General features: G+C 36.3%; 22 protein-coding genes, 1 tRNA gene and 1 other RNA gene. 16 read left to right on the top strand and 8 right to left on the bottom strand.

The features are described from left to right. The first annotated feature begins 227 nt into the window (after positions 1-227). The 9 genes from FZC37_RS02995 (at position 228) to infB (ending at position 10,559) form a co-directional block, all read left to right on the top strand. A tRNA-Ile gene (locus FZC37_RS02995) sits at positions 228-303 on the top strand. Positions 304-379: 76 nt separating this feature from the next. Beyond that, positions 380-985, top strand: a complete 606-nt coding sequence (locus FZC37_RS02990) for a Maf family protein (RefSeq protein ID WP_148952233.1) — start codon at positions 380-382, stop codon at positions 983-985. A 75-nt stretch (positions 986-1,060) separates the two neighbouring features. Beyond that, the gene (locus FZC37_RS02985) at positions 1,061-1,774 is read left to right on the top strand and encodes a YebC/PmpR family DNA-binding transcriptional regulator (RefSeq protein WP_148952232.1); all 714 of its coding nucleotides are present in this window, start codon (positions 1,061-1,063) and stop codon (positions 1,772-1,774) included. A gap of 87 nt (positions 1,775-1,861) precedes the next feature. Beyond that, on the top strand, positions 1,862-3,751 hold the full coding sequence (gene htpG / locus FZC37_RS02980) for a molecular chaperone HtpG (protein WP_148952231.1): 1,890 nt from the start codon (positions 1,862-1,864) through the stop codon (positions 3,749-3,751). 70 nt (positions 3,752-3,821) lie between these two features. Next, positions 3,822-5,006 (top strand): MFS transporter, encoded by a 1,185-nt coding sequence (locus tag FZC37_RS02975; RefSeq protein WP_148952230.1) that lies wholly within the window; start codon positions 3,822-3,824, stop codon positions 5,004-5,006. Positions 5,007-5,087: 81 nt separating this feature from the next. Beyond that, complete coding sequence (locus FZC37_RS02970) at positions 5,088-5,795, top strand: phosphatidylserine decarboxylase family protein (RefSeq protein ID WP_148952229.1); 708 nt, start codon at positions 5,088-5,090, stop codon at positions 5,793-5,795. Positions 5,796-5,831: 36 nt separating this feature from the next. Next, entirely contained in the window at positions 5,832-6,587 is a 756-nt protein-coding gene (locus tag FZC37_RS02965; protein WP_216363372.1) for a CDP-alcohol phosphatidyltransferase family protein, read from the top strand. A 136-nt stretch (positions 6,588-6,723) separates the two neighbouring features. Further along, a complete protein-coding gene (nusA, locus tag FZC37_RS02960) occupies positions 6,724-8,226 on the top strand; it encodes a transcription termination factor NusA (RefSeq protein ID WP_148952227.1) in 1,503 nt (500 codons plus the stop codon). Continuing rightward, positions 8,226-10,559 carry a translation initiation factor IF-2 gene (infB, locus tag FZC37_RS02955; RefSeq protein ID WP_148952226.1) on the top strand — a complete coding sequence of 778 codons (2,334 nt, stop codon included), beginning with the start codon at positions 8,226-8,228 and terminating at the stop codon, positions 10,557-10,559. The genes nusA and infB overlap by 1 nt, the downstream gene beginning before the upstream one ends. A gap of 3 nt (positions 10,560-10,562) precedes the next feature. On the opposite strand, the gene FZC37_RS02950 is transcribed toward infB, so the two are convergent. The 7 genes from FZC37_RS02950 to fdxA all read right to left on the bottom strand — a co-directional run bounded on the left by FZC37_RS02950 (position 10,563) and on the right by fdxA (position 17,582). After that, positions 10,563-11,141 carry a NifU family protein gene (locus FZC37_RS02950; protein WP_148952225.1) on the bottom strand — a complete coding sequence of 193 codons (579 nt, stop codon included), beginning with the start codon at positions 11,139-11,141 and terminating at the stop codon, positions 10,563-10,565. Positions 11,142-11,161: 20 nt separating this feature from the next. Further along, positions 11,162-12,454: an MFS transporter gene (locus FZC37_RS02945; RefSeq protein WP_148952224.1), complete on the bottom strand. Its 1,293-nt coding sequence runs from the start codon at positions 12,452-12,454 to the stop codon at positions 11,162-11,164. Positions 12,455-12,506: 52 nt separating this feature from the next. Beyond that, positions 12,507-13,775 carry an MFS transporter gene (locus FZC37_RS02940; RefSeq protein WP_148952223.1) on the bottom strand — a complete coding sequence of 423 codons (1,269 nt, stop codon included), beginning with the start codon at positions 13,773-13,775 and terminating at the stop codon, positions 12,507-12,509. A gap of 14 nt (positions 13,776-13,789) precedes the next feature. Further along, positions 13,790-13,996, bottom strand: coding sequence for a hypothetical protein (locus tag FZC37_RS02935; protein WP_148952222.1), 207 nt, complete (start codon positions 13,994-13,996; stop codon positions 13,790-13,792). Between the two features lie 91 nt (positions 13,997-14,087). Next, positions 14,088-15,383, bottom strand: a complete 1,296-nt coding sequence (locus tag FZC37_RS02930) for an MFS transporter (RefSeq protein WP_148952221.1) — start codon at positions 15,381-15,383, stop codon at positions 14,088-14,090. 222 nt (positions 15,384-15,605) lie between these two features. Beyond that, positions 15,606-17,174 carry a lysine--tRNA ligase gene (locus FZC37_RS02925; RefSeq protein ID WP_148952220.1) on the bottom strand — a complete coding sequence of 523 codons (1,569 nt, stop codon included), beginning with the start codon at positions 17,172-17,174 and terminating at the stop codon, positions 15,606-15,608. 78 nt (positions 17,175-17,252) lie between these two features. Beyond that, positions 17,253-17,582: a ferredoxin FdxA gene (fdxA, locus tag FZC37_RS02920; RefSeq protein ID WP_148952219.1), complete on the bottom strand. Its 330-nt coding sequence runs from the start codon at positions 17,580-17,582 to the stop codon at positions 17,253-17,255. 387 nt (positions 17,583-17,969) lie between these two features. Here fdxA and rho point away from each other — a divergent pair, with 387 nt between their 5' ends. From rho to rpmA, 7 genes are all read left to right on the top strand, one after another. Beyond that, positions 17,970-19,370 (top strand): transcription termination factor Rho, encoded by a 1,401-nt coding sequence (rho, locus tag FZC37_RS02915; protein ID WP_148952218.1) that lies wholly within the window; start codon positions 17,970-17,972, stop codon positions 19,368-19,370. 121 nt (positions 19,371-19,491) lie between these two features. Further along, on the top strand, positions 19,492-19,818 hold the full coding sequence (locus tag FZC37_RS02910; protein WP_148952217.1) for a hypothetical protein: 327 nt from the start codon (positions 19,492-19,494) through the stop codon (positions 19,816-19,818). Between the two features lie 35 nt (positions 19,819-19,853). Then, positions 19,854-20,201, top strand: a complete 348-nt coding sequence (locus FZC37_RS02905; protein WP_172619350.1) for a hypothetical protein — start codon at positions 19,854-19,856, stop codon at positions 20,199-20,201. Positions 20,202-20,220: 19 nt separating this feature from the next. Further along, entirely contained in the window at positions 20,221-21,681 is a 1,461-nt protein-coding gene (locus tag FZC37_RS02900; RefSeq protein ID WP_148952215.1) for a hypothetical protein, read from the top strand. A gap of 1 nt (position 21,682) precedes the next feature. Continuing rightward, positions 21,683-22,513 (top strand): hypothetical protein, encoded by an 831-nt coding sequence (locus tag FZC37_RS02895; RefSeq protein ID WP_148952214.1) that lies wholly within the window; start codon positions 21,683-21,685, stop codon positions 22,511-22,513. Continuing rightward, the gene (gene rplU / locus FZC37_RS02890; protein WP_148952213.1) at positions 22,513-22,824 is read left to right on the top strand and encodes a 50S ribosomal protein L21; all 312 of its coding nucleotides are present in this window, start codon (positions 22,513-22,515) and stop codon (positions 22,822-22,824) included. Before FZC37_RS02895 ends, rplU begins: the two co-directional genes overlap by 1 nt. A gap of 22 nt (positions 22,825-22,846) precedes the next feature. Beyond that, a complete protein-coding gene (gene rpmA, locus FZC37_RS02885) occupies positions 22,847-23,095 on the top strand; it encodes a 50S ribosomal protein L27 (protein ID WP_148952212.1) in 249 nt (82 codons plus the stop codon). A gap of 127 nt (positions 23,096-23,222) precedes the next feature. On the opposite strand, the gene ssrA is transcribed toward rpmA, so the two are convergent. Further along, positions 23,223-23,554: a transfer-messenger RNA gene (gene ssrA, locus FZC37_RS02880) on the bottom strand. Positions 23,555-23,611: the final 57 nt, after the last annotated feature.

Below are 23,611 nucleotides of genomic sequence, written 5' to 3'. Positions count from 1 at the left end.
ATACTATTGTGGTGTATCATTCGGTTTAGAGGATTTTGACTAAAGCATACCAGACCCTATTAAAGGTTAAAGTTAAAAGGCTCTACTGTCAATATTCATTGCCATGTTGCCTTGTGGTGTACGTGGGGTGTTGGTGTGAGATTTCTTTTATCATGTCTTGGTTAAAATTTGTAGTTGACACGAAAGTTTGATTGCAGATAAAACTTGGGTGTTCATTTTATCAAGTTGGGCTTGTAGCTCAGGGGTTAGAGCGCACGCCTGATAAGCGTGAGGTCGATGGTTCGATTCCACCCAGGCCCACCATTGCTTTCTTGTTTTGACTACCTAGTGCAACTTTAAGTGCCCTGTTATTTGCTTAAACTAAAAAGAAATTTTTTATATGGAAGGTAAGAAGAGGTTTGTTTTAGGATCTTCTTCTGCGATCAGATTTACTTTGATTCAGTCTTTGCTAAAGAAAGAAGATTTTGATGTTCATCCTCCAGACATTGATGAGGAAGTGTTAGATAAAGAGTTGCCTCGAGAATATGTTAAACGTATAGCTGAGGCTAAAGCAGAAAAGGTTTCGCGCACTGTAGACAATGAGTATGTGATATGTGCTGATACAGCTGTTGCTTTAGGTAGAAGAATTTTACCTAAAGCCGTAAGTGATGATCTTGTACGACAATGTTTAAAACAACTTTCTGGAAGGAGGCACAGGGTGTATACGTGTCTGTGTGTTATACGTAGAAGTTTGAATGCTGATGGAGTGCAACATGTAAAAAGAGTTAAAGTTGTAGAAAGTAGGGTGCGCTTTAAAAGATTAACTCAGCACGAGATACAATGGTACGTTGATTCGAAAGAGGGATTAGATAAGGCTGGCGGCTATTCTATATACGGGAAAAGCCAGGCCTTGATTCTTTTTTTGAGTGGTTCTGTGTCAGGAGTTCAGGGATTGCCATTGCTTGAATTGAAGAATCTTCTTACATCTGTTGGAGTGGATGTTTGAGTGTGTGTGGATGCTTTTTTATTATGATACCTAATCTTAGTATAATGAAAATTAGAGCAATTGCGTTTAAATAGTATGGCTGGTCATTCAAAGTTCAAAAATATACAACATAGAAAAAGTGCTCAAGATGCTAAAAGGGCGAAGCTTTTTACGAAGATTTTGAAAGATTTGTATCATGCCGCTAAATCTGGTGCAGATCCATCTTTAAATCAAAAATTACGTACTGTGATAGCTCATGCCAAGTCTGTAAATGTACCGAAAAGTAGGATAGATTCTGCTATATTAAAAGCAACTTCGTCCGGCAATGGGGAAAATTATGAAGAGGTAAGATATGAAGGCTTCATTTATGGTGTTGCTTGTATTGTTGAAGTACTAACAGATAACCGCAATAGAGCTGCTGGAAATGTTAGATCTATCTTCAACAAATATGGTGCCAGCTTGGGTGAAGTTGGGTGTGTATCATGCATGTTTTCATATGTAGGAGCGATATATTACGATACCGATGTTTGTAACGAAGATGAACTGTTGGAAGTAATTGCAGATACTAGTGTGATAGATTTTTGTATAAGTGAAGATTACTATGTGTGTTTTGCTGAGCCTCAAAAATTTTGTGAAGTAGTAGAGCAGCTAGAAAATAAGCTTGGAAAGTGTGTAAATGCAAATTTAACCTGGAGAGCAAAAGAATTGGTCAATGTTCTTGACCAGGATAAATTAAGCAAAATAGAGAAATTTTTAGAAGCCTTGGAAGATACAGAAGATGTGCAGGCTGTTAGCACAAATTTGGTATAGCTTTTTGTTGTATATAATTAGTTATAATGAGAATTGAATGTACTTCCGATACTGTGACTTTTATTTAACATCTATATTAAGATAATTATGCAAGATAGTGGTGACATGAACAACGCACAACAAGAACGTAACTTGCATCAATTCGATGCTGAGGTAGGCAAAGTATTGCACCTTATGATTAATGCTATCTATACCAATAGTGACACTTGTTTACGAGAGCTTATTTCTAATGCCTCAGATGCATGCGAAAATTTGAGATATTTGGCTCAAAGTGATGAAATTCTGTCTTCTTATGTGCAGGATTTGCATATAGAAATTATTCTTAATAAAAAAGAAAATACATTGAGCATTTATGATACTGGAATAGGTATGACAGAAGAAGAGTTGAGAAAAAACCTAGGAAGTGTGGCGCATTCTGGTACACAGAAATTTTTAGAACAAAGAACTGGTGACAGGCAACAGGATAGTGATTTTATAGGAAAATTTGGTGTTGGTTTTTACTCTGTCTTTATGATTTCTAAAAATGTTGAGGTATTTAGCTGTAAAGCAGGAAGTGCTGATGTTTACAAATGGTCTTCTGATGGTGTTAGTCACTATTGTGTGGAGAAAAGTGAAGAAAAGATAAGAGGTACAAGGATAGTGGTACACCTTGATCCCAACTCTGAATATTTAGATTTCCATAATGTAAAAAGGGTGGTAAAGAAATATTCTGACTATGTATCCGTACCTATAATGTTAAATGTTCATGGTGATGCGGTGCAAGAAGAAGATTCTAAGTGTGTCAACTCATCTATTGCGGTTTGGAGAAAGAGTAAAAATGAAGTTTCTAAACAACAGTATGAAGATTTTTACAAAGAGATTGCAGAAGTGCCAGACTCTCCATGGGGGGTACTTCATAATGTAAACGAAGGTGTTGTTGAATTTACGAATTTACTTTTCCTTCCTACAAATCGTACATTTGATTTATTTTCTTCGGAAAGAAAAAGAAGAGTGAAACTTTACATTAAAAAAGTTTTTATAACAGATGAAGGGGTAGATTTGGTTCCTTATTACCTCAGATTTTTAAGAGGCGTGATAGAAACTGATGCTTTACCTTTGAATATTAGTAGAGAGAATATTCAAAACAGTCCTGTGATTGGTAAAATTAGAAGCGTGATAGTAAAGAGGGTTATAGATTTTTTAACATGTAAGCTCAAGAATAATTTTGATGAATATTTACATTTCTGGTCTAATTTTGGGTCAGTATTAAAGGAAGGGTTATGTGAAGATCATGTAAATGCCCCCTTGTTGTTGAAAATTTCCCTGTTTTACAGTGCGTTGAAGAAAAAATTTATTACCCTTTCTTCTTATATAGAGGGATGTAAACAAGATCAGAGGAGTATTTATTATTTTTCTGGTGAATCAACAGAGCGTATGTTAGCTAACCCTGCTATAGAAGGTTTATTGAAAAGAGATATCGATGTTTTGCTACTTACAGATACTGTAGACAGTTTTTGGGTTGGTATGATTAATGAGTTTGAGGGCAAGAAATTTGTTTCAGCATCTAGCTTTGATTTAGGAATAGAAAAAGATCAAGATGCAAGTGAAGCAAACAGTAAAGGTGACAATGATGCTTTATGTAAATATTTTAAAACTTGCTTGGGGCAAAAAATTAAAGATATAAGAATCTCTGATAGACTTGTAGATAGTCCTGTATGTCTGGTATCAGAAGAAGGTGGTATGGATTCACATATGGAGAGAATATTGGTGACAAGAAAGCATATAGAAAAGCCATCGTCTAAAATTCTAGAAATTAATCCATCTCACGATATATTGCAGAAATTGCGTTCTAGAATTGAAGCTGGTACATGTGGTGTTGATACTGAAGATGTTGTGCATTTGATGTTTGATCAAGCCACTTTTTTAGATGGTTCTTTCCCAGAAAATGTTGTAGATATGAGTAATCGTATTAACAGAGCGTTGTCTAGAATTGGTTAACAATTAAAATTGCTTTTTGGACTGAAAAGTAATAGCATCCGGCTTGCTTGATTTTTCTACTTTGTTGATTATGAAACGTGATTATGGCAAATTTGCTGCTTTGAGCAGCATAGGGGCTGCACTTGAATATTACGATTATGTTTTGTTTGGTTTATCAGCGCAGTATATAGCTCAGGTATTTTTTCCAAATTCTGGCGGTGGTCAGGGTTTTGTTAAAACTGTCTTTGTATTTTCCGCAGCACCTTGGGCTAGATCTTTATTAGGTATATTGTTATTTTCCTTTTTAAGAAGGATGGATGTACGTCGTTCGTTAATTTTGAGCATGATGTTGATGGCGTTTAGTACTTTTGCTATAGGTATCATTCCTTCAGTTGAAGTCATAGGTGTTTTGGCACCTGTATTGTTAATAGTTTTTCGCTCTTTGCAAGGCGCTGCTTTTGCTGTTGAACTACCGTATAACTTGCATTTTGGTAGTGATTACTTAGGCAGATATTTTAGCCTTTTTACCTCGGTTATTATTTCAAGTTTTACTTTAGGATCAATAATTGCTCATGTAGTGATGTGGAGTATGACCCACTATTTTAGTTGTGCTCAAATTGTTGAAAAATATTGGAGAATACCTTTTTTGTTGGGAGGAGTGTTAGGAGTTTTGGGATATTTTATGAGACGTAATGTTAGCGTTACTTCGAAAGAGGCTTTGACTATTCCAAAAGTTAAGGTGCATAACATTATGTTGGCTTTTTCTATGCTTATGATACAAGGGCTTTTGATAACAAATGCGGCTTATTTTAGCTCTACTCTTACTTCGTTGTATTCTTTCAGCCATGAAAAAGTATACTTTGCTTCTTTGATTGGCTTATTTGCTTCTTTTATATTTGCACCTTGTATTGGTTTTTTCACCTATAGAACAAATATTAGGTATTCTTTGTTATTCAGCATTAGCATTGGAGTTATGCTATTACCGTTGTCTTTTTTTTTACTGGAAAGATTTGGTACCGTTACTCTATTTACTTGCTTATATCAATTTGTTACTACATGTTTTGCTGCAGTAATACCTGTGTTTTGCACACGAGTATTAGGTATTAAAGGAATAGCTATGGCCTTTGTTTACAATTTTGTTTGGCCAATTTCTGCTTTAAGCATTATATTGGTAAGGAATTATGGCTTTACCCCGATTATTTGTATTTATATTCTTTTATTGATTCTTTCTTTCGTTGTTGTAAATAGATTTAAGTCTCATGTTTCAGAAACATAATGAACGTTTTCGTTTAACTTCTATTTACCGTTGTAAATATTTGGTATAAAATCTCATCGTTATACACATTTTAGTATCGTTATGAGCAAGAGTAAGTACTATTTGTCAGCCATCCATAGAGAAGGATATTCCGTCATTTTAGTCGCTGCTATAGCAGCTTTTTTACTTTCTATGATTCATGCAGGCTTTGGTTGGTTTGCTTTAGTCTTCGTCGTATTGTTGTGTGGATTTTTCCGTAATCCTTCAAGAGTTGTTCCTATTGCTGACAATCTTGTGGTGAGTCCTGCAGATGGCGTGGTTACATCTATATCTGTTACTAAATTACCTGAGCAAATCGCAGTAGAGGGTGTGGAAGAGGTAATCAAAATTAGTATTTTTCTTAGTGTTTTTGATGTACATGTTAATAGGGTACCATGCACGGGTAAGGTAGAATGTGTCAAATATATTGCTGGTAAATTTATCAATGCGTCTCTAGATAAATCTAGTGACATGAACGAAAGATGTTACGTTTTGTTACGTAGCAAAGCAGGGCAGGTGGTGGCTTTTAGTCAAATTGCTGGATTTATTGCAAGGAGAATAGTAAACAATTTATCGGAACAACAAGATGTCATTATAGGATCTAGTTTTGGTATAATAAAATTTGGTAGCAGGATGGATGTGTATTTGCCATCAGATTCTGTCGTGCAAGTGGCTGAAGGGCAAAGAATGGTAGCGGGTGAGACTGTTTTATCTGATTTGCAAAAGCAACATTCATCTACTGGTGATCTTGCTTATGAGGTCAAAGAATGATCTCTAGTTATTGTTGATTATATATAGTTATTTCTTGTGCCGCGATCTCTTTTTTTAGTTAGATTGATACCCAATATTATTACTCTTATGGCCCTATCTGTTGGGTTGAGTTCTGTACGTTTTGGCTTAAATGGCAAGTGGGAAAGTGCTGTTTGGTGCATCATTATTGCAGGTTTTCTAGATATGATGGATGGGCGAGTCGCCCGTTTTTTAAGGGTGACATCATCTTTTGGTGTAGAGCTGGATTCTCTTTCTGATATGGTTAATTTTGGTGTTGTTCCGTCATTGTTACTTTATGTATGGTGTATGTGTTTGCCAGGTAGGAATGTTTTATTATGGGGATCTGTTCTTTTTTTTACTACTTGCACGGCAATAAGACTTGCAAAGTTTAACTTAGTTGCCCATAAACCTAACGCTCATAATGGTAGGGGGAGGCATTTTTTCCTTGGCATGCCAGCTCCTGTTGGAGCTGCTTTTGCAATAATGCCTATAGTGATAGAGTTTGATATTGCTAAGTTATTAGATTTTTCTTTGAATAATCGTTTTATTCTTGCTCCTTATCTTGTTGTGATAGGTTTTTTTATGGCAAGTAGAATTCCTACTTTTTCCGTAAAATTTATCAGAATTTCTACAGAATATGTTTGGATGTTTTTTCTGTTAGTAGTAATAATACTTGTACTATTGTATTTGTATCCTTGGTACTTTATTCCATTTATGGCTTTAATTTACTTGGTTAGTGTTATATTAAGTGTAATTGTGTACTACAAATCTGGGAAATCTTTTGCTAAATAGTCCTTTGGTCTAAAATTGGTGCGTTTTTCTGTGTTTGCTACTATACTGTGTGATGCATTATGTATGGTTTTGCTATGTAATGCGTTATGCTTTTTGTATTTTTCTGTTTTAATTTCACTAATTTGATTGTAGGTGTATGAGTATTTCTGGAGAAGAGTTATTGCATGTGGTTGAATCCGTTGCAAAGGACAAGGGTTTATCCAAAGATATAGTGCTACAAATGCTGGAGAATGCTGTCGCTGCTGCAGGAAGTAAAAAGTATGGTAAATTTCACAAAATTCAGGTTCGTATTAATAAAAAAGATGGCGTTTTAAGCATATATAGAGTGCTTACAGTAGTTGATACTAATAAAGATGATGATATTACTCAAATATCTTTTGAAGATGCACGTGTGATAAAACCAGATTGTGTAATTGGAGATGTGATAGAGGAAAAATTGCCACCTTTAGATTTATCTTGTGAGTTTGCGGAAATTGTTAAGCGTGCAATTTCACAAGAGTTTGTCACAGCGGAAAAAGAGAGAGAGTATGATGCATTTCACGACAGAGTTGGAGATATGATTTCTGGAGTAGTAAAATCTGTAGAGCGTAATGGCGGTGTCATGGTTGGATTAGCTGCTGGTAATGCTGAAGGATGGCTAGCTCGTAAACAGATGCTACCTGTAGATAATTTTAAAATAGGAGATAGGGTAAAGGCTTACATATATAAAGTTGAAAGAAGAGATGGATGGGCACAAATCTTTTTGTCAAGGACAGATGAGCAAATGTTGGCTAAGTTATTTGCCTTGGAGGTTCCTGAAATCTATGATGATATTGTGCAAATTAAGGCAATTGCTCGTGATCCAGGTTCTAAAGCTAAAATCGCTGTTTATTGCTCTGATGATTCTATTGATGCTGTTAGATGTTGTGTTGGTAGTAGAGGAGCAAGAGTGCAGGCTGTATCCCATGAAATGAATGGTGAGAAGATAGATGTTGTGAAGTGGAGTTCTGACTTGGCACAATTTGTTGTAAATGCTTTATCGCCTGCTGTAGTAGAAAAAGTGGTAATACATCAGTCACAACATGTGGTGGAGACTATACTACAAGAAGATCAGTTAAGTCTTGCTATAGGTAGAAAAGGGCAGAATGTTGGGCTTGCCTCTCATCTTGTTGGATGGGAAATAAGGATTGTTACGGCAGATGATGCTTCTGCGAAACGCCTTGCTGAATTTCAAAGTGTTACTAGTATATTTAAAGATGTTTTAGATATTGATGAAGTTCTAGCACAATTGTTGATATCAGAGGGTTTTGATTCTTTGTCAGCGTTGGCAAATGCGACAGTGGAGCAAGTTGCTGGTATAGAAGGGTTGAACAGTGAAATTGCTGAAGAAGTTATTACTAGGGCTGTTTCTGTGCATAAAAAAGAACAGATAGCTAAAGCTGAGTTTTTGCAATCTCATGGTGTTGATGATGAGTTGTGTAATTTATTATCTATGGTGTGTTGGGAAGATTTTGTAAGACTAGTTGAGTATGGAATAAAGACAGTCGAAGATTTAGGCGCTATTACAGATAAAGAATTTCAAAGTTGTGTCATAAACAAACCTCTTGATAAGAGAAAGGTAAGGGAATTAATTAGTCATGCTAAGAATACTGATCATTAATGGATGTTATGGAGAAAAAAGATAAGGAGAAAAAGCGTCTTACTCTGAGTATAGGGAAAGTGAATGTAGATGAGAAGGCGATAAAGGAGAAATTTTTATCGAATGCTGATAAAAATAGTATTTCTGTAGATGTAAAAGTTAATAAAGTAACTTCATACTCAGTGTCTTCTATTTCTGGTTTGAGTAAGAAAGAGGAAGTTGTAGCTAATATGGCTGATAAAGCAAAAGAGATTCAGAAAGTCAAAAATGAAGCAGAAATAGAGAAGGGCAATGATGCAAAAAATGTAGATTCAGTGTTTGATGTTGCTCAAGAGGATGATTTAAGAAATAAAGAAGTCAGCGATAGTGCAGAGTCTAGAAAAAAGACGAATACTGTAAAGGCTCGTACTAATAATGAAAATGAAGAAGAGAAGAAAGTAAAACATGAAAAATCTTTAATATTAAGCAAGGATAAGGCTAATAAAAGATTACATAAAGCAAATTTATTTAATCTTAGTGAAGGTATAGATACTGTGACTACTACTCGTAGTTTGTCGTCAATAAAAAGAGCGTTTAATAAAAGTAAAAAAAGGCGTAATGAGATAAAATCAAAGGTTTATCGTGATGTAGTGATAGGGAGTTCTATTTTGGTATCTGACCTTGCTCATGCTCTTTCAGAAAAGGTGCAAGATGTTCTAAAAAGTCTTAAAAGCCTTGGTGTTACGCATGGAGATGTGGTAGATGGAGATACTGCAGAGATGGTCGCTGTGTCTCTTGGTCATGCAGTAAAAAGGGTGGCTTCAGATGCTAATATGGGATTGTATAGTATTATGAGTAATATAAACGATTCTGATAAACATTTGGAATGGAGGCCACCTGTTGTGTCTGTTATGGGTCACGTTGATCATGGTAAAACTTCCCTTTTAGATGCTCTACGTAAAACGAGCGTAGCAGATAGTGAAGAAGGTGGAATTACACAATATCTTAGCGCTTATGTCATTGGTGAAGGTAAAAAAGCTATTGTTGTTATTGACACTCCTGGACATGAAGCCTTTTCTCAGATGCGTCGCAGAGGAGCTAGTGTGACAGATATTGCAGTTATTGTTATTGCAGCAGATGATGGTATAAAAGATCAGACTGTAGAGGCCATCAAGTACGCTAAAGCATCTTGTGCTGCTGTCATAATTGCTATTAATAAGATTGATAAGCCTGATTTAAAGATAGAGGCCATTAAAGCCGATTTATTAAATTATGATGTTGTTCCAGAAGAAATGGGTGGTGATGTGGTGATTGTACCTGTATCAGCAAAGAAAGGAACAAACTTGGATGAATTGCTTAAATCAATTGTCCTTGTTGCTGATATTTTGTCTTTAAAAGCAAATTATAAGGGTATCACTGCTGGTGCGGTGTTAGAGTCCAAAATGGATGCTAAAATTGGTGTGTCAGTTACAGTTGTTGTTCAAAGAGGTGTGCTGCGTGTAGGTGATATTGTCGTAGCTGGCAGTAGCTGGGGAAAGATAAGACGTTTGTCTAATTTTTTAGGTAATAAAATTGATTCTGCAGGTCCTTCTACACCCGTAGAAGTTATTGGCCTTGGCTCTGTTCCTAAAGCTGGCGACATTTTTATGGTAGTAGAGGATGAAAAAAAGGCAAGGGCACTTGCTACTGTAGAAGAAGGCCTTCAAACAAAGAAACAGGAAGAGGAGGATGTATTTGATATTACTACTAGTAAGCTTAATAGACTCTCTATAGTAGTAAAAGCAGATGTACAAGGTGCACTTGATGCTATTTTAAATAATTTGCCTACAGAGACATTCGAGGGGGTCGCTTTACATGTCTTGTATAGTGGATTGGGAGATATACAAGAAGCAGATGTAAATTTGGCACATTCTTTTTCTTCAATGCCGATAGTGTTAGCATTCAACGTAAAAGTATCTAATACTGTAGAAAAAATAGCGAAATTGCAAGGTGTACACATTGGCCATTATAGCGTTATATACAAGCTTTTGGAAGATGTACGTTGTATGTTAAACGACATGCTGCCATTGATACATAAAGAATATCCTATAGGTTCTGCTATTGTTAAGAAGGTATTTTGTGCGTCTAAAATAGGCAAAATTGCTGGTTGTTTGATTGTTGATGGTATTGCGAAAGTGGGCTGTGTTGCTAAGATTGTAAGAAATAAAAAGGAATATAACAGTACTGTTATAAAAAGTATCAAAAGGGAAAAAATGCCTGTTAAGGAGGTGAAAAAAGGGATTGAATGTGGCCTAGAGTTTAACATTGATACTTTCCGAGAAGAAGATGTAATAGAATTTTATGAAATAAAGCAGGAAAAGCAGCAATTGTTCTAGAACTCAATTATCTTCCAAAAGATCTTCTATTTCTACAGATATAACTTCTGGTACGTGATATTGAATTGTATTTTGAACTCCTTGTTTCAATGTGATAGTTGAACTAGGACAACCTTTGCAGGCTCCTACGAGTTTTACGTATACAATCCCTTTGTTGAATCTCAAATATTCTATATCTCCTCCATCTAGCATTATAGCTGGCCTAATGTATTCTTCTATAACTTGTTTTATTTGCCGCTCTATATCTGGTAGACTTACTTCTTCTTGTTCTTGTAGAGGTTGCGACCTATCTGCCTCTATGTCAAAGACCTGATCTGTTTTTTCAAAATGCTTTGTTATCAAAAGTACAATCTTAGATTTTACTTTTTCCCAAGAGGTACTTTGTTCTTTTGTAATAGTGATAAAATCTGTACCGAAAAACACCATAGATACTTCTGGAAGAGAAAGTAGCTCCTGTGCTAAAGAGCTACTTCTACACTGATCTTTGGAAGTAAAAGTTTGAGGCATTAAAGGGCTAACCTCCCTGTTACATACAAACTTTACTGCTAAGGGATTGGGAGTATCTTGTATGTTAACTAGCATGACATAAATAGACCTTTTTGCTATTCATTACTGCCAGCAGAAGCAGTGTCTCTTTTCTTTTCTAGCCTTTCGAAGTATACAACCGCTAAAGCAAATAGTATATACAAGGGTATTAATATTGCCCATAAACCGAACGCTCCAAATCTTGCTTTAAGAGGGTCCAACACTACGGTACCAAGTGCCCAACTTGCTGCAGTGGCGAAAGCAAATGCAAATGCAACTACGGTAAACCTTTTTAACGTCGGAAAATGAGAATAGAAAATAGGAGTAGCAGGAGAACCACATAAGTAGAAAATGGTCACTAACATCTGTAACAATATTATCACAGAAGAATAAGGACAATACTCTAATATTGGTGGCAATATCAGCACTAAAGCTAAAAATATATGTGCTCTATATTTTACTATCTTAATTGGCGAAATTATTAATACAATACAAGCCAATGCTACATCGACTATAACTTCGACCGTACTTACCGCTAAATTACAATTGATCACGTCTTGAGTGGAAAATCCAAACCTATTTTGAAGAGTTTCCGGTATGTGTATACAACGTAGACAAAACATCATTGGTAAAACTGCGTTTATCGCCAATAACCACATAAAGCTTCTTATGTTTACCTTATTGGAAGTGGTCATGGTTTTCGTCAAACTACTTGATTTGTTACGCAGCATTATCATTTTCTCCCTTGTAAACTCAGGAGCTTCTCTTAGCGCTGTTCTGGCGACACCTCCTGTGACTGCTATCAACGATCCGAACGCAAACGCATAACGCCAACTCAATCCAAATTTCAGTATAAAGTTGCACGTTGCAAGAGCGAACAAACCACCAAGTCCAGTAGCAGAAGCAACCATGGCTATGTAAAAATACCTACGAGGAGGTTTTGTTAACTCCAGTAGGTATATCTCTGCTCCTGTTACTTCTCCCATTGCTGACATTCCTTGTATCACTCTACATAGTATCATCAATACCTGAGCCGACATTCCTATCGATTCGTATCCTGGTAGTGCGGCCATAGTAACACATGCTATCCCAGACATCATAGTGGTAACTATCACTGTAATTTTTCTACCTAACACATCACCTATTCTTCCAAAAATTAGGGCCCCAATAGGTCTAAACATGAAAGTTGATAAAAGAGCAAAGTTTCCTAGTAACCAAGAACCCGACGCCCCCTGTGGGAAGAATACAGGGTTGATGATTTGAGCCATATGTACATATAGGAATAGGTCAAAAAATTCAAGGAAGGTACCAACAGATAAAAGAGCTGTCGTCTTTGCATGTTGCAGCCTTTCATTATCACTTTCTTTCATATTGTACCAAAGTTATAAAGTTAAATTTTCATTTTTGTAACAAGATTCTATTCTAGTTCCTTATCAATTTATCTCTTTCCAGCTTGTTAAAATAATTGAATCCGGTAAGAAAACACGCCCATACAGGAATAGCGACTATCCAAATTGAGTAATAGCCAAATTTTTCTGTCAAAGGCTGCATCGAAAAAGCCCCAAGTGGAAAGCTAATTCCTTTAGATATTGCGAAAATTAAAGATACAGTTGTAAATCTTTGAAGAACAGGAAAATGTGAGTAAAAAATAGGCGTTGCTGGAGTTTGTCGCAGGTCGCACATAATCATTAACGCTTGAGCTAGTAACACAATGTACGCTGAACTAGCATACTGCAGCATGAAAGGCATCAGCAGCGCTACCAACAGAAAAGCACGAGATCTGAACTGAACTATCTTCAACGGATGTATTTTTATTACTATCATAGTTACAGCAAAGTCCACAAACAGATCTATGCAAGTTAATAGTAGATTGTGGTTTATAATATCCTTTGCAACGAATCCAAATTTTGCCTTGAACACGTTTGGACAGTGTATATAAAGCACGTACATTACTACAGGTGATGCTAGGTTCATCAGCATCATATAGAAAATGGATTTTTTACTTATCGAAGTTTTTACTTTTGCGGAATCTGAATGCTTTTTAACAGCAGTTTTTGCCTGTAAAAAATCTGGCGCTTCCCTTAGCGCTCTTCGTGCCACACTTCCTGCAATGGCTATCATGGTACCTATAGCAAAAGCATAACGCCAATTAATGCCTAAATTGACCACTGCCGCACATACTACAAGAGCAAACAATCCTCCTAGAGTGCAAGATAAGGTAAGAGTACTGACAAATACATACTGCCTTGGGGGTTTGATAAGTTCCAAAAGAAAAATTCTCGCTCCTATTACCTCTATAGACGAAGTAATTCCTTGTACTACACGACATGACAACATCCCGAAAGACGCAGCAACACCTATAACACTATATTCTGGTAATATAGTCATTACAGCACAAGTTCCTGACATCACTATATTAGTTAATATAAATGTGAATTTACGTCCGCATGTGTCGCCTATCCAACCGAACAACAAAGCTCCAAACGGTCTGAAAGCAAAAGTAGTGCATAGAGAAAGGTTAGCAAGTATCCAAGACCCTTTCATCGAAGCTGGAAAGAACAAGGAGTTCAGAATGTGGGACATATGGATGTAAAGCCAAACGTCAAAAAACTCTAAAAATGTACCAATTGCCAGGATTATAGCTGCTCTTCTTTGATAAGCAAGATCTTCAGTTGCAATGGTGACTGCCATATTTGTGACTATATTTAATTTAATTCTAACTGAGCATTCATCGCTAGATTCAGTATGTTTTTTATGAAGTCTAGGAAAAGAATAGGAAATGTAAAAATTACAGCGCTACTGACAGCATAAAAAGCTGATCCTGCTTGTGTAAGAAAAATGACAATATATGAAAAGACTTGCCTAATTGTGCAAGGAAGAAAAACGTTAAGAAAACTTTCAATGGAAACCATTAAATCCTTTCGTAGAAATACTTAAAAACATCCTCAACAATGAGGCTAACCCTACTTTTTAACTATGTCAACTAACTTATTAATTCTTTCTTTACATGATGTCTTCATTATTTCTAGTTTTCTTGTCTAATTTTGCGAAGTAGAAAATAGCTATATTAAAGTTGATCCACACAGGTATCAAAATTACCCACATTCCGCATAGGCCCAGTCTATCTGTAAGAGGTTTCATGCAAAATGCACATAGTGTATATGATATTGCGCCAGCCATGGCAAAGGACATACCTACAGCTCTGAACCTTTTTAATATAGGAAATTTTGTATAAAATATTGCCACACCACCTGGTTCTACATCTACTGCGAATAGCATTGCAAGGGTCTGTAATATTAATATACTTACTGGAGATTGGGCGTTAGATAGTACAAACGGAGCCGCAAATATTACTACTAAATGCAGCACAGAGCGCGTTATTATGATCCTAAACGGGTGAAATTTTAGGACAAGATAACCAAGCGCAAAGTCAGATAATACTTCGCCCAATCCTAGTATAGAGTTATGATTAAGAACTTCCGCTGGAGTTAACCCTAACTTTGATCTGAGAAAATCTGCAGAGTAGTTGTAGAGAAAAAATAAACATGTGTTAGGAGCCATGCTAGCCAATGTCATGAATAAAAGTGATGACTTATTTATTGGACGTCTTAGCAATGGACTTTTTTCTAGTACTTTTTTACTACTATCTGACATATAGGATATAAGTCTTTTTCTTGCGTTAGAGAAGTTACTTGCTTCTTTCAATGCTCTTCTTGCTACTGTTCCTACTATTGCCACTACTACTCCGAACATGAAAGCAATTCTCCAACTTAAATCTAATAATTCTATTAAGGAGGCTAAACCTACTGCTGCAAACCTGCCAAAAGTTGCTGATGCGGATACAAGAAATATAAGAAAAAATTGTGTTGGAGGTTTGCTAGATTCTAATAAATATAGTCTAGCACCAGCTACTTCTACCAGAGATGCGATACCCTGCACCCCTCTACAAATTGTTAATATGATTGGGGCCAACACTCCTATATATTCATATGTTGGTAGTATTGCTATGACAGCACAAGACATCGCCATCATAGAAGTTGTTATGAGGATAGTTGCTTTTCTTCCTAAAGTATCTCCTATCCATCCAAAAATTATTGCTCCTATTGGTCTAAATAAGAATGCGGAACAAAGCGCAAAGTTAGATAGTAACCAAGAATGTTTAAAAGATGGTGGGAAGAATAAATCATTTATTTTGACAGACATGTGCAAATAAAGCCACAAATCAAAAAATTCAAGAAATGTACCAATTGATAACAATGTGACGGCGGTTTTTTGTTGTGGTGATATGTTAGGAAGCATATACAAGTACGAAATATTTTTTAGTTTATCGAAATTCGGTGTATTAAATTTGACGTAATGGATGTGTTTTTAGGTGTTAATGCAGCTTTATTAATAATTAACCTATAGTTGTAATATTAACACAAAAATACCCAACGTGCAAGATTTCCTCCTACACTTATAAGAATGAATATTGTGTATATAGAATACTACTAAGACGGTCTTTTTTGCACTAAAGGAAACTTATTTTCTTGTTAGAGCTGAGTCTATTAAATTGATAGATTTTTCTTTTCCCAAAAGTGACAGAAGTGATCCTAATCTTGGTCCAACGTTTTTTCCCAAGAGGGTTTTGTATAGGAATTGAAAGTAGTTTTGCATATCATGCGCGTGGTATAGCATCCCTATAGCGTAGATTTCTTTTTGTATGGCAGTAGCGTCCGACAGTTGAAGAACTTTTTGTTTTAGCTGTTGTAAAATATTGCGTTGTATATCGTCAGTGATAACAGAGTATTCTTTTGTTGTGTCGGCCGCTTTTACGAAAGCGATGGCATGCTTTATCAACTTATCCAAATATGAATCAGTTTCTTGTACTATTTTATCATCGTAATTTTTAATGAAGCTCCATATCATGTCTTTATTTTCTACATTGCATGATTCTACTAAATTGATCAGAGTGCTAAATGTTATTCCATGTGTTGTGACAATTGGCACCTGGCCATTGTGTATATGGTATACTGGATTCTCTAATTTTTGCTTGATATTTTGAGAGTGATATTTTTCGTTTAGCATGAGGTATTCATCTACGCATGATGCTATTGTGCCCATGTGTAGTTTCTTCGCTCTTTCTGGATTTTTATATAGGAAAAGTTGCAAGCTTTCTAATGGTGCGTATTGCAACCACCGGTCTATTTCTATACCGTTACCCTTTGATTTAGAAATTTTTTCTCCTTGTTCGTCTAAAAACAGTTCATAGCAGAACAATACCGGCGGTCTTCCCCCTAAGATTTTACATATTTTGGAATATATATCAGCGTTTGGTGCATGTTCTTTGCCGTGTATTTCTAAATCGATCTTTAAGGCTGCCCACCGCATACCAAAATCTGGTTTCCATTGTAACTTACAGTTACCTTTAGTGACTGGCACTGTAACGTGTTTGTTCGTGTCTGTATTTATGTATGTTATAGTTCCATTAGTTGTATCAAGTGTTTCTACCTTGACTTGTAAAACCTTTCCTGTTGTGGGGCATATTGGCAAAAATGGTGAGTATGTTTTTCTACGTTCTTCTCTTAAAGAAGGAAGCATTACATTCATTATCTCGTCATATTTTTTTAATACTTTTAACAAATATTCGTCAAAAAGACCTTCAGAATAACATTGGGTTGCGCTGTAAAAATCGTATGAAAAGCCAAATTTATCAAGGAAAGATTTTAGCTGTTTATTCATGTAATCGCCAAAACTTTTAGTTTCACAAAAAGGATCCGGTACATGGGATAGTGGTTTATGTAGATGTTGTCTTAACATCTCTTGGTTTGGAACATTTTCTGGTATTTTTCTCATGCCATCTAAATCATCTGAAAAGCATATCAACTTAGTTGGTATATCGCATATTTTTTGAAAAGCCTGTATTATCATGTTTGTTCTTGACACTTCTCCAAAAGTACCTATATGTGGTAAACCTGATGGTCCATACCCAGTTTCAAATGACACTATGTCTTTTTGTGAGTTTGTATTTTGTATTCTTTTGTGTAATTTTTTGGCTAATTGAAAAGGCCATGCTTTTGACTGAATATAATGTTCTTTGTTTATGTGCATATACAGTACATATTCTTGTTAAGTTAAGAGTAATTAAGAATTAAATTCTTACATTGAATTACGCTATATTCGGGGTATTTATATTTTTTCTGTGTCTGAGCAGTATCTATCAAATTTATTGTCTTCTTTAGAATATTTTTCTGCATCCTCTAATGGAGATTTAGACTTCGTAATTGATGGCCATTTTTTGCTAAATTTTGCATTTCTCTCTGTCCAGACTATATTTTTTTCAGACTCGGGCTCTATTGCGTTTACCGGACACTCTATTTCGCATATCCCACAATCTATGCATGTGACGGGATCTATCACTAGCATTTCTTTCCCTTCTTTGAAACAGTCAACAGGACATACATCTACACAATCTGTATACTTACATTTGACGCAAGCGTCAGTTACTACGTATGCCATCTATCTATTAGTAAAAAAGCTGAAACCCGCTTTATGATAGCATATCAGAGTGTTCTTGAGCAATATGGTGTTTGCCATAAAAAAAAGATTGTTACTCAGTGAGTGATAGAATTACACTAATTACTTATTCTTGTACACGTTATGTGTTAAAGTTTGTTTGACACAAGAGCAAGGGCATGATATCTAAGGCAATCAGCTGATTGCTTCAGCGTTTTGTATCTAATTGCCTTTTCTCATTGAGATCTTGTGTTGTTTTACCCAACGAGTTTTGATCTAGGTTTACTAGTAACCTTATCTCTTGTTATTTGCACGTTTTGTGTAAGGCAAAAGTTTATACATTTCCACTCAATATACGTATGTGTTTTTTAACAGCCCTTGACAAGTTTTATGAAAGAAAATTCTCACAATGAAATTCCTGCACACGATGGTGGTGCAACTAGCTGCGAAGATTCGCTAGCGGATTCTAATGCTAAGAAAGATTCTGGAAAAAAGAAGTTATTAGAAGAGCTGTTTGGTGGTTGTAAGGTATACGTTAAAGAGTTTAGGAAAATGGATCCTGAGCGTTTGTATGCTTTAATGGACAAGTTAGGACTCAAGCATTATGCCGGATTGTTAAAGCAAGATCTTATTTTCTTTGCTATGAAGAAAATTGTAGAATATGGAGGAGAGATAGTTGTTGAAGGAGTGTTAGAGGTTTTATCAGAAGGGTTTGGTTTTTTAAGATCAGCAGAGGCAAATTATCTTGCCGGTCCTGACGATGTGTATGTTTCTCCTAGTCAAATTAGAAGATTTTCTTTACTTACAGGAGACACATTGGAAGGGGAGGTGCGCGCTCCACGCAATGGTTCTGAGAGATATTTTGCTCTTTCTAGAGTAAATAAGGTAAATTTCTTACCTGTGAAAGAAGCGGTCAAGCGTTCTCATTTTGATAACTTAATTCCTATATTTCCTGAAGAAAAATTATTACTTGAAACTGACAATGCTGGTGAAAATGATATAAGTACTAGGGTTATTGATATTGTAGCCCCTATAGGTAAAGGACAAAGAAGCTTAATTGTGGCACCGCCGCGTACTGGAAAAACTGTGTTGTTGAAAAATTTAGCTCATGTTATTGCTCAAAATCATCCAGAAGCATTTCTTATTGTTCTTATGATAGGTGAAAGGCCAGAAGAATTAACTGACATGCAAAGATGTGTAAAAGGTGAAGTTGTAAGTTCTACTTTTGACGAGCCTGCTAATAGGCATGTGCAGATAGCTGAAGTAGTTATAGAGAAAGCAAAAAGGTTAGTGGAACATAAAAAGGATGTGATTATCCTTTTGGATTCTATTACACGACTTGCAAGAGCGTATAATGCTGTTATGCCGTCTTCTGGTAAAGTACTAACTGGAGGTGTAGATTCTAATGCCTTGCAAAGACCAAAGAGATTTTTTGGCGCAGCAAGAAATATAGAACATGGTGGTTCTTTAACTGTTATTGCTACCGCTCTTGTAGAGACTGGGTCTAGGATGGACGAGGTTATTTTCGAAGAATTTAAAGGTACTGGTAACTCTGAAGTTATTCTAGATAGAAGGGTGGCGGATAAGAGAACATATCCTGCGATTGATATCAGTAAATCTGGTACCCGTAGAGAAGAATTGCTTGTTGGCAAAGCTGTTTTGAATAAAATGTGGATTTTGAGAAAAATTTTGGTTCCTATGAATACTTTGGAATCTATAGATTTCTTACTCGCAAAATTGAAAAATACCAAAACTAACGAGGACTTTTTTGACTCGATGAATCCTCAATAGATATGCATTATATGCATATTATAAGAGAAATTTTGTTTTTATATGAATAAGATTTCTGGACATAATTTTGCTATTATGGTAACAGTTCTCTGAACGATAGATTACGAAATGTGGTTGCTGTATGTCTGTAAGTGTTTTTTTTGGGGCTCGCACCCCTGGAGTTTCGACTCCGACCGTATCTGATTTTCGCTCTGTTTCCCAAGGTGTAAGTATGTTGATTAAGGGGGCGTTTAAGGTTTCTAAAATTGCTAGTGGTAATGTTACGAGTAATGAAAGTGAAGTTTTTACTGGTAAGTGCGTTAAGGTTCATATAGAAAATTTGGTGCAAGATATGATTGCTGATTTGTGTTCTTCTGGTATCTCTCGAAAAATGCAGGAACTAGATGTACATTGTGGGTATGATAAAGGCAAGTTATATTCTGGCAATACTTTAGATATTAAGGTTTGATGTTGGACGTACCTAGTAGTGAGACTACTTCCTTGATGAAGCTGGTTGAAGATGTGAAGCTCGCGGTTGAGAATGTGGTAGAGCTTAGTAAGCAAGGGCAGGATTTGTTGCGACAAGGTAATACAAAGGGTTTTTTTGCTGTAGTTTCAGAATTAGGAAAGGTAGTAGAAAGTGCTACAGGCATGTTTGATGCTATTGAATCTCATGCTGATTTTCCGCACGGCCTAACTGCTCAGGTTAGAAAAGAGATAGCTGGTAAGTCTGAAATATGGAGTAAAACGTTGGATGATTTTCGTTCATTGCTTTCGTCCGCTATAGGAGATGAAAACTATAATATGTATAGGTCTGCTGGTAAGGGAGGCGTGATAGACGAAGAATGTTAATTAAATTTGTGTGTAGTTTATGACTATAAAGGGTTTAGGCTTGTTGTGTGGCCAGCAGAAATATCTTATGGATAGGTGTGCTTTAAACGTTGCAAGGCGCTCTATGGGAAATAGGGCTACTTATATTAACTTGAGATCTAATTGTGATGAAGCTGTAGATAAGCTTGGTTATTCTTCTACGGTACGCAAAAATTGGAGCTGTGATATAGATTGGGCAGGCGGTGCAAAGCAATTTGCTGCTAATAGTGCATTTGAGAAAATGTCTAGCTTGAGTAAGTATTGTGATAATTTAGAAGTTGCTTTTTCTGATGCTAGTAACACCCCTAAACTTGTTAAACAAATCTTAGATGTTCAAGGGGTAGTGAAACGTCACACAGATAAAGGGGCGCTCAGTGCTCATGATCTTGACGTAGTGATATCTAATGTAGAAAGGCTAGTATCTCTTGTTAATGATTTGAATAGCGTTTTGCACGTAACTAAGCGTTCAGTGTTTAGTGATCTTGTAAAACAAGTCAATGATTTTAATAATTCTGCTTTAAAATTGTCTGATGTCGCAAAAAGCATGAAGAGTGTACCTAGTTCTTCTTCTGAATTTGAAGTGATGGGTAAGGGAGAGCAATGTTATGAAGCGATCAATAAATTGTCTGAATTTGTTGAAATAGATTCATCTGGAGTATCTTTCGAAGGTTCAAAGGCACAGGTACCTATTAAAGTATTAGGTGCGTCTATCTCTGCAAATGATTTTATCTCAGGTGCAGTTGTTATAGATATCGATGATAAAAATAGCGATGGCCTGTCATTTGGCGTACGTTTAGACAATATAAGGGGTGCAAAAGAGAAAAAAGGTGATAGTTCTAAGAGTTTTATGCTGAATAATTTTACATCAAAGACAAATGTAGATGGTGCCTCGGCTGACAAGGGCGCAAAATCAGATAAAGGTATACAGTTTGAGTCAGATGTAAGCGTATTAGGTGGAGGCAGATTGTCTGGATTAGCTGAGATGCATTCGCTTGTGATTCCTAAAGTACGTATGTATTTAACCCAAGTAGCCGAATCCGTATGTAAGGAAGTGAATGCTTGTTTATCTAACGCAGCTGGTAGTAAAGATTTGCTATCTTTGAAAGATAAGCCTGCAGATGGAGATGTACTGATTGAATTTAACAAGGCTTGGAAGGGTACTTGCACCAAGGGAAAGCAGGTGCAAGATTGTTTTTCTACTGTAAAAGATGTAATTACTTATTGTTCAAATGAGATACCTGAAATTTTTAAACATTACCATGACTCTGTTGAACTAGCTGCGTCTGAAAAAGATGCTGTGCAAAAAGAACAGGTCTTCCAGTATTCTTTGTTGCAAGCAGAGTTAGTTTCTGAAGAAAAAGACTTGGCAAGAACTCTGGAATATATTAACCTCCTCATACAATCTGTGAACAAGTTTCTTGATAGCTTGCTAGATTGTGCAAAGGGAATAGTAAGAGGATGATATGTCATTAACAAAATTGAGTAACTGCCAAGGTTTATCGGGTCTTGGTTCGTTGTTACAGAATATAAAGTTAGCTCAAGAAACCAAGAAAATGTTTGGTTTGCCATTATCTCGTATGTCTGCTTTTGAGCGTAAGCAGCACTTAGATGGTATGTGCGAGTTGCATGAGGCTTCTTCTGGAGCAGAGTATGGTTTGGAGAAAAGTTTGATTGTAAAGGAAGTATCAGAGCGTTGGACAGCTTTCTGGAGTTCTTTAGATAAAATAATGCAGGAAGTTGAACAAGAATATGAACATGCTGTACGAAATGGTATAGCAAATGTTACATCGGAAGACGAAGAGCGTTTGGTGAGTGCGGTTTCGGTTCGTAAGGTGATTGTTTTGTCTAGATTTGAAGATGTGAGGCGTTTATTTGATGATAAAATGTCTGAGTCTGTGTACCTTGAACAGGTGGATCTTGATGCGAAGGATATAGATGGGATTATGAAAGATGTGAAAAAAGAGTTAGATTCTTTGCCTGCTGGAGCTGTTGATACTGTTACTGGTAAGAGTAAGAGCGTCGTTGTTGAAGAGTATTTTAAAGCTTTAAAGAAGGCTTCTTTAGATGTGCGAGGTCTTGTAGACAGATTCGGCGGTGTTTCATCTAAGATAGAGAGTGTGGTAGGTAGCCTTAAGAGTAAGGTTGCATCTCTGCAGGCTGTGTTAAAGCGTTACTCTCCTGATCCTATGGATGTTGCAAGAAGTATATCTTTAATCGATGACGAGAGAAGAGCGCATGAAATGTGGGATGATGTAATGTCTAATATGTATATTAACAAGAACAGAAGGGGATAATGTTTGCGATTATAAAGTCTGGTGGGAAGCAGTATAAGGTTTCTGCGGGTGATGTTGTAGCGGTAGAGAAGATAGTTGCAAATGTCGGCGATGATGTAATGTTTGATGAAGTGCTGTTTCTTGAATCTGACGACGGAGAGATTAAGATTGGGGCGCCAGTCGTACCTAATGCTTCAATTAAAGCTACTGTGATGGAGCATTGCAGAGAAGATAAAGTGATCGTTTTTAAGAAGCATGCAAGAAAGAACTATAGGCGTAAACTTGGACATCGTCAGCCTGTTACTAAGGTTAGAATTATCGGAATAAAATAATAAATGTGTTAGGTAAGATGCTATGGCTACCAAAAAAACTGGAGGTGTTTCACGTAATGGCAGAGATTCTGCTGGTCGTCGTTTAGGTGTTAAATGTTCTGATGGTCAAAAGATTTCGTCAGGCTCCATTATAGTAAGACAGCGTGGTACAAAGTTTTTACCAGGCGTTGGTGTTGGCGTTGGAAAAGATCATACTATTTTTGCTGTTCAAGAGGGGATCGTGAAATTTTTCAGGCAATCTAATAACAGGGTTGCTATTTCTGTCGTTTAGATCTACGACATTCGTATTTTGTTAGTGTTCTTTGCGTCAGCTTTTTCGCGCGTACGTGGGCAGTTTTTGTTTCACTGTTGAAAGAGCTTTGTCTGTTTGAAAAGAAATTTGCATTCAAGATTTTAGTTGAGAGCTTTTCTGTTGCTCGGAAAGCCCTCGGAACCGCTGGAGGATAGCTACTTTAAGCAGCTAGAGCCCACCTTTTGTTGTTGTTTCCGTTTAAGGAATAGATCTTTTTATTGCAGAAACTACAAATCGGGTGATCTGTCCCCGAGAGAAATGTACCCCTTTCGTCAAAGTGTCGATACTATGTCACCCCCATTTGCATGTGCCTTTTTTGGTGGAGGTGCCGGGTACTGCCCCCGGGTCCACGTTTGCTATTATAAGTACAGTTTATCGCCATAGTACACTGCGAATGTACACAGACATTGTAGCAAAAACAGTTGCAAGATCAATTTTATATTTGTTAAATGTTGTCATCTTATATACTGTAGTGTTGTTTATGAATTAATCTAC

The organism is Candidatus Sneabacter namystus (assembly GCF_008189685.1).
In the GTDB taxonomy this organism is placed as follows: Bacteria; Pseudomonadota; Alphaproteobacteria; order Rickettsiales; family Rickettsiaceae; genus Sneabacter; species Sneabacter namystus.
Note: the sequence above shows the minus strand (reverse complement) of the source record. Positions and strands in the feature narration are given on the sequence as shown.